The sequence below is a fragment of the Nostoc sp. genome (genome assembly GCF_036917975.1).
Taxonomy (GTDB): domain Bacteria; phylum Cyanobacteriota; class Cyanobacteriia; order Cyanobacteriales; family Nostocaceae; genus Nostoc.
In genome coordinates this window covers 130,981-136,980 of the sequence record NZ_JBALEJ010000059.1, presented here as the reverse complement: position 1 = coordinate 136,980, position 6,000 = coordinate 130,981, and the positions used below count along the sequence as shown (strand labels likewise).

General features: G+C 42.4%; 3 protein-coding genes. 1 reads left to right on the top strand and 2 read right to left on the bottom strand.

The features are described from left to right. A partial coding sequence (locus V7K76_RS24420; protein WP_335030108.1) for a Calx-beta domain-containing protein occupies positions 1 to 2,660 on the top strand: 2,660 nt, incomplete at its 5' end. 324 nt (positions 2,661 to 2,984) lie between these two features. On the opposite strand, the gene V7K76_RS24415 is transcribed toward V7K76_RS24420, so the two are convergent. Continuing rightward, positions 2,985 to 4,535, bottom strand: a complete 1,551-nt coding sequence (locus tag V7K76_RS24415) for a mercuric reductase (protein ID WP_334951262.1) — start codon at positions 4,533 to 4,535, stop codon at positions 2,985 to 2,987. Positions 4,536 to 4,756: 221 nt separating this feature from the next. Beyond that, on the bottom strand, positions 4,757 to 5,530 hold the full coding sequence (locus tag V7K76_RS24410) for a TVP38/TMEM64 family protein (RefSeq protein WP_334778051.1): 774 nt from the start codon (positions 5,528 to 5,530) through the stop codon (positions 4,757 to 4,759). Between the last annotated feature and the right edge of the window lie 470 nt (positions 5,531 to 6,000).

Sequence of the window (6,000 nt, the reverse complement as noted above, 5' to 3'; positions counted from 1 at the left end):
GCTCAATTGCACTGGTTGCAGGTCAGAAGTACGATATTAAACTCGAATACTACGACAATCAATACGAAGCTGTTTCCCAACTGTCTTGGTCAAGCACCTCTCAAGCCAAGCAAATTATTCCTGAGTCTCAACTGTATAGTAATGCCAACACACCTGCACCTGCATCTCCTGTAATTGGTAACGGCAACGGACTCCAGGGACAGTATTACGACAACATCGACTTCACCAACCTGAAGCAAACCCGCACAGATCCAACGGTAAACTTTAACTGGGGTGATGGTTCTCCAGATCCGTCCGTGGGCGCAGATACCTTCTCAGTGCGTTGGACAGGTCAGGTGCAAGCCGAGTACAGCGAAACTTACAATTTTTACACCACGGCTGATGATGGTGTGCGGTTGTGGGTGAATGGTCAACAAATCATCAATCAGTTTGTCGATCAATCAGCCACAGAATATAGTGGCTCAATTGCACTGGTTGCAGGTCAGAAGTACGATATTAAACTCGAATACTACGACAATCAATACGAAGCTGTTTCCCAACTGTCTTGGTCAAGCGCCTCTCAAGCCAAGCAAATTATTCCTCAGTCTCAACTGTATTCAGCAGCTATTCAGACCGCTATCACATTAGGATCGCCTTCTGCGACTGTGAGTGAAGGCAGTGGTAGTGTTAGCGTAACTATACTCAGAAATGGTGATTTAAGCGGCACATCTTCAATCAAGTATGCAACTATAGCTGGTACTGCCACAGCAGGAGTTGACTACGGAAGTGAAGGCCTGGAAAGCGCTGGGACGGTTATTTTTGCACCGGGACAAAGTAGTGTACAGGTGTCTATTCCGATTATTGACGATTCGTTACCGGAACCCGATGAAACCTTTAGTTTTGTCATCGATCAGCCAGTGGGGGCAACACTAGGAGTTCAAAGAACTATCGGAATTACCATTCAAGACAACGATCGCTCTAGCATCGACTTCTCTCAGCCAGTAGTTAATGAGGGTGACGGTTCTGTTACGGTGACAGCTACACGAGGTAACGCTACGGCGATCGCTAGTGTAGACTACACAACCGTAGATGGGACTGCTAAAGCTGGATCTGACTATCGGGCTGTATCTGGAACCTTAAGTTTTGCAGTCGGACAAACTACTAAGACCATTGTTATCCCCATTATTGATGACAACATTGGGGAATCAAATGAAACATTTTCTTTAAAATACAGTAATGCAGTTGGAGTGCAGCTAACTAATCCACAGTCAAGTATCACTATTATTGATAATGACTCTGGTAACTTTGCTCTAGATACAGTAGCTTCTGGTTTGAATCAACCTACAGCTTTTGACTGGTCACCTGACGGCAGTACCATGTTCGTTGCCCAGAAAGATGGGACAGTGCGAGTTGTGAAAAACGGCACTTTATTAGCAACACCATTTATCAATATTTCTGGAGAGGTAAATGATACGCGCGATCGCGGTCTCTTAGGCATTGCCGTCAATCCAGGTTTTGGTCAAAGTCCCAACGGCAACAACTATGTTTATCTGTTGTATACCTACGATCCACCAGAAACCAATCCAAACAATGCTAAAAACAATCCCAATAGCACATTGGACGATCCTGACCAGAATGGGAATCGTACTGCACGGCTAACTCGTGTGACAGCTGATCCCAACACTGGTTACACTACTGCCATTGCTGGCAGCGAATTTGTGCTACTAGGCACAAATGGCACTTGGGCGAATATCAGCCATCCAGATGGAAATAGCACAGATGTCTCACTTGGCTATGCACCATCAGGAATTATCAATAAAGATACTGGTAAGCCCTTTACCAGCTTGCAGGATTATCTCAATAATCTTGATAAAGTCCAAGATGTCCAGAACTTTATAGCCAATGATAGTGAATCTCACTCAATTGGTTCTGTGCGCTTTGGTACTGATGGTTCTCTGTTTGTTAGCGTAGGAGATGGTACTTCCTACAATGGGATAGACCCCCGAGCAATTCGCGTCCAGGATAAGAATAATTTGTCTGGTAAGATTCTGCGGATTGACCCGATTACTGGTCAAGGTTTAGCAAGTAATCCTTTCTACAACGGCGATCCCAATAGCAATGCTTCCAAAGTTTATGACTTAGGTCTGCGTAACCCCTTCCGTTTCACAATTGATAAAAAAACCAATACGCCATACATTGGTGATGTTGGCTTCTCTACTTGGGAAGAGGTAAATGTCGGAAAACCAGGAGCTGACTTTGGCTGGCCATTCTATGAAGGTGGCCTTGATGCAAATGGTAATACTGTCAGCCTGAAACAACCAGCCTACGCTTCCTTACCTACTGCCGCGCAAAACTTATACAATCCTGGCACAGCTGCGACAGCACCACTGTACACTTACAAGCATTTTGGTTCTAATTCAATCGAAGTGGGTGATTTTTACACAGGTAGTACTTTCCCTTCAATCTATCAAGGTGCTTTATTCATTGCTGATTTCAGTCAAGGAACTATCGATGCTTTGATCTTAGATAGTCAGGGCAAGGTTGTCTCCGTTAAGCGATTTGCTTCCCAAACAGACAGACCTAATCTAGGACTGCCTACACAAATCACCACTGGGCCCGATGGCAATCTGTATTACGCAAACTTGACCGGAGGCGAGATTGATCGCTTCCGACCTGTTTAGTGATGACCTGAAGGAGGCAGGGAGGCAGGAGGCAGGAGGTAGAAAGTAAACTTTTTATACCTGATTTTGAATCCTGTACTTTATGCCTCATCTAGTTGAAAACTGCTGCATCAGTGAACAGTCGCATAACTGTTCACTGATTTTACGACCCCTTCGGGGCGGGAGTAGGGAGTAGGGGAAGAGATTAGCCCTCGATTTAGGTTTAAAGCCTCGCCCCTTGTGGGCGATAAAATCCTTGTATCGCATATTGGTTGAAACCCCGCTTTTCGGAAAAGCTTTCTTAGTTTCCCTACTCCCCACTCCCTACTCCCCACTCCCTTTCATTTAAGATAACTTTGTCAAAAATCCCAACAATTTTTTGGTATTTGATGTCAGGAGTGTTCGACGATAAGCGTCAGCTGCTTTTTTAATCGCTTCAGCTTGAGTGGGATAAGGATGAATTACACTGCTTAATTTACTCAAACCGATTTTATTTACAATTGCCGTAGTCACCTCTGAAATCATCTCACCTGCGTGACTGGCGACAATAGTTGCACCAATAATTTCATCAGAACCCTTTTTATGGTGGATTTTGAGAAATCCTGACTCTTGATCATCTGCGATCGCTCGGTCTACACTACTAAAAGGTATTTTAATTGTTGTCACATCAATACCCAATTTTTGCGCCTCGTGTTCATACAACCCTACGTGAGCAATTTCTGGGTCAGTATAAGTTACCCAAGGCATTACCAGACTACTGAGTTTCGAGCGTCCCAAGCCAAAGGGAGAAAACAGGGTATTTTTAATTACAATCCGCGCCGCAGCATCAGCAGCATGGGTAAACTTCCAGTTCATGCATATATCACCAGCTGCATAAATTTTAGGATTGGTTGTCTGGAGATAATCATTTACCTTTACACCTTGGCGCTTGTCGTATTCTACACCCACAGCTTCTAAATTTAGATTTTCGACATTTGGCGATCGCCCCACACCGACTAAAATTTCATCGACAGTCACCGAATCTCGATGACCATTGCTAGAAAAGTAAAGCCGTTTTCCCTCAGTGACAGTTACCACTTCTTCCAACTTAGAATTCAGTACTACCCGAATTCCTTCGCTAATCAAAACCTTTTGGAGAATTTTAGCAGCCTCAACATCTTCCTTATTGAGAAGATGAGAACCGCTATGGAAAAGCACCACCTCACAACCCAAACGCCGGAAAGCTTGCGCCAATTCGCAACCAACGGGGCCGCCACCAATCACCGCCAAATGTTCCGGCCGCCGAATCAGAGAAAAAACTGTCTCATTGGTCAGATAACCCGCCTGTTCAATTCCCGGAATCGACAGTTGTGCAGCTCTTGCACCAGTAGCAATTACAGCTTTTTTAAACTTGAGGGTTTTGTCGCCAACTTCCACGGTATTTTTATTTGCAAATCGACCGCTACCCAAAAAGACATCGACACCCAAATTTTGAAACCGCTCCGCCGAGTCATTATGGCTGATATCAGCTCTTACCCGCCGCATCCTGGCCATAACTTTGGAAAAATCAACATCAATATTATATTGGGGAATATTAACTCCTAAGTCTTTGGCATTCAAGATTTCGCCAACGACACGAGCAGAGCGAATAATAGTTTTAGATGGTACGCAACCAACATTTAAGCAATCCCCACCCATGAGATGCTTTTCAATCAACGCCACCTTTAAACCCAAATCCAGACCTGCTGCACCCGCCGCCACCACTAATCCCGCCGTACCAGCACCAATTACTACCAAATCGTAAACATCGGCGGGTTGAGGATTAACCCAATTTGGTGGATGGACGTAAGAAAGCAACTTTTGATTATACTCATCCACTGGGCGAATTGTGACTCTTTCTAAATCTGAATTGGTCATTGGCAAAACCTCTTTTAAAATTAAGAATCCCGATCAATTTCGGTGGCTCAGTCTTTTATTTTGAATTTTGAATTGATTCATGCTTGTTTAATAAGGAATACAGTCTTTGAATTGTTTTGTCCGTCTGGGAATTGACAGATACAATTGAAGGTTTCGTGTATAAACGTTTCAGCAATCAATAATTTACAAGAGGAGGCAGGATGTAAGGGAACTGTCCACCTCTACAATTTCTCTTCTAAAGCTTTGCGTGCAATCTGGGTTACATAAACTGTCATGGTGACTGTTGCAATCAAACCAAAAATGCGAATTGCCCATTGTAAAGTAGGGTTGCTAGGTTGAGCTTCAGTACCAATCATGGCAAGATTACCTGCAAGGGAACCAATATAAACATACATGATGGTTCCAGGAATCATACCCAAGGAGCCGATAAAGTAATCTGCAAGTGAAACTCCCGTAATGCCAAAGGCATAGTTCAGCAAATTGAAAGGAAATATGGGGGAGAGTCGCGTTAATAGGACAATTTTTAATCCTTCTTTACTAACCGCTTGGTCAATGGCGGCAAATTTTTTGTTATCTGCGATTTTCTGAGCAACCCAACTTCTTGCTAAATAACGTCCCACAAGAAAAGCAGCGGTAGCACCAAGGGTTGCACCAATAAACACGTAGAGAGAACCCCAAACTGCACCAAAAATTACACCAGATCCCAAGGTGAGAATAGAACCAGGGAAAAAAGCAACGGTAGCAATAACATAAAGTCCAACAAAAGCTATGGCTCCCAGCGCACCCAGGCTATCAATCCAGTGCAAAGCATCTTTTAAAATTGCTTGGGGATTGAAAGAATTTAGATTTGCAGATTCTTGTGCCAAAGCTGGGTCTGTGTTTAACAAAAAAGTGGTCGCCAATATCAGTAATATTAATACACTGAAGCTAACAAATTTCTGCAATTTTCTGGTATTAATACTTTTAAATATCTGAATCATTATTAGTTCTTTCATGTATTGTTATTTCTTTTATTACCATATTTTTACAGATTTTATATTCATAAGCTCAACATTAAAGCTCAAGACATGAAACCTAATAATACTAAAATATACTATTTAAATGAGAAATAGTTTAGAGGATGTTTGAAAAGTATTTTAATTTCATTTTAGGCACTTAATTATAGCATTTAGGCGCTGCTAATCATTATCCTAAATATTGGTTAATAGCCAATTTTAAAGCTAGGAATAAGGTTTGAATGGTTTTAAACCTCATCTATGTTGAAACCTAGAGTTTTTTAAAAGATATATTTATGTAGGTTGGGTGGAGTGAAACGCAACCCAACATTACCACCAAATTTTATGTTGGGTTACGCTATCGCTGCACCCAACCTACAAAACTACGGTTCTCAAGGTAGACGAGGTTTAGTTTAAGTATTTTTATAAATTAAGACTATCAATAAAAATGCTTTATGTTAAGATTTTGT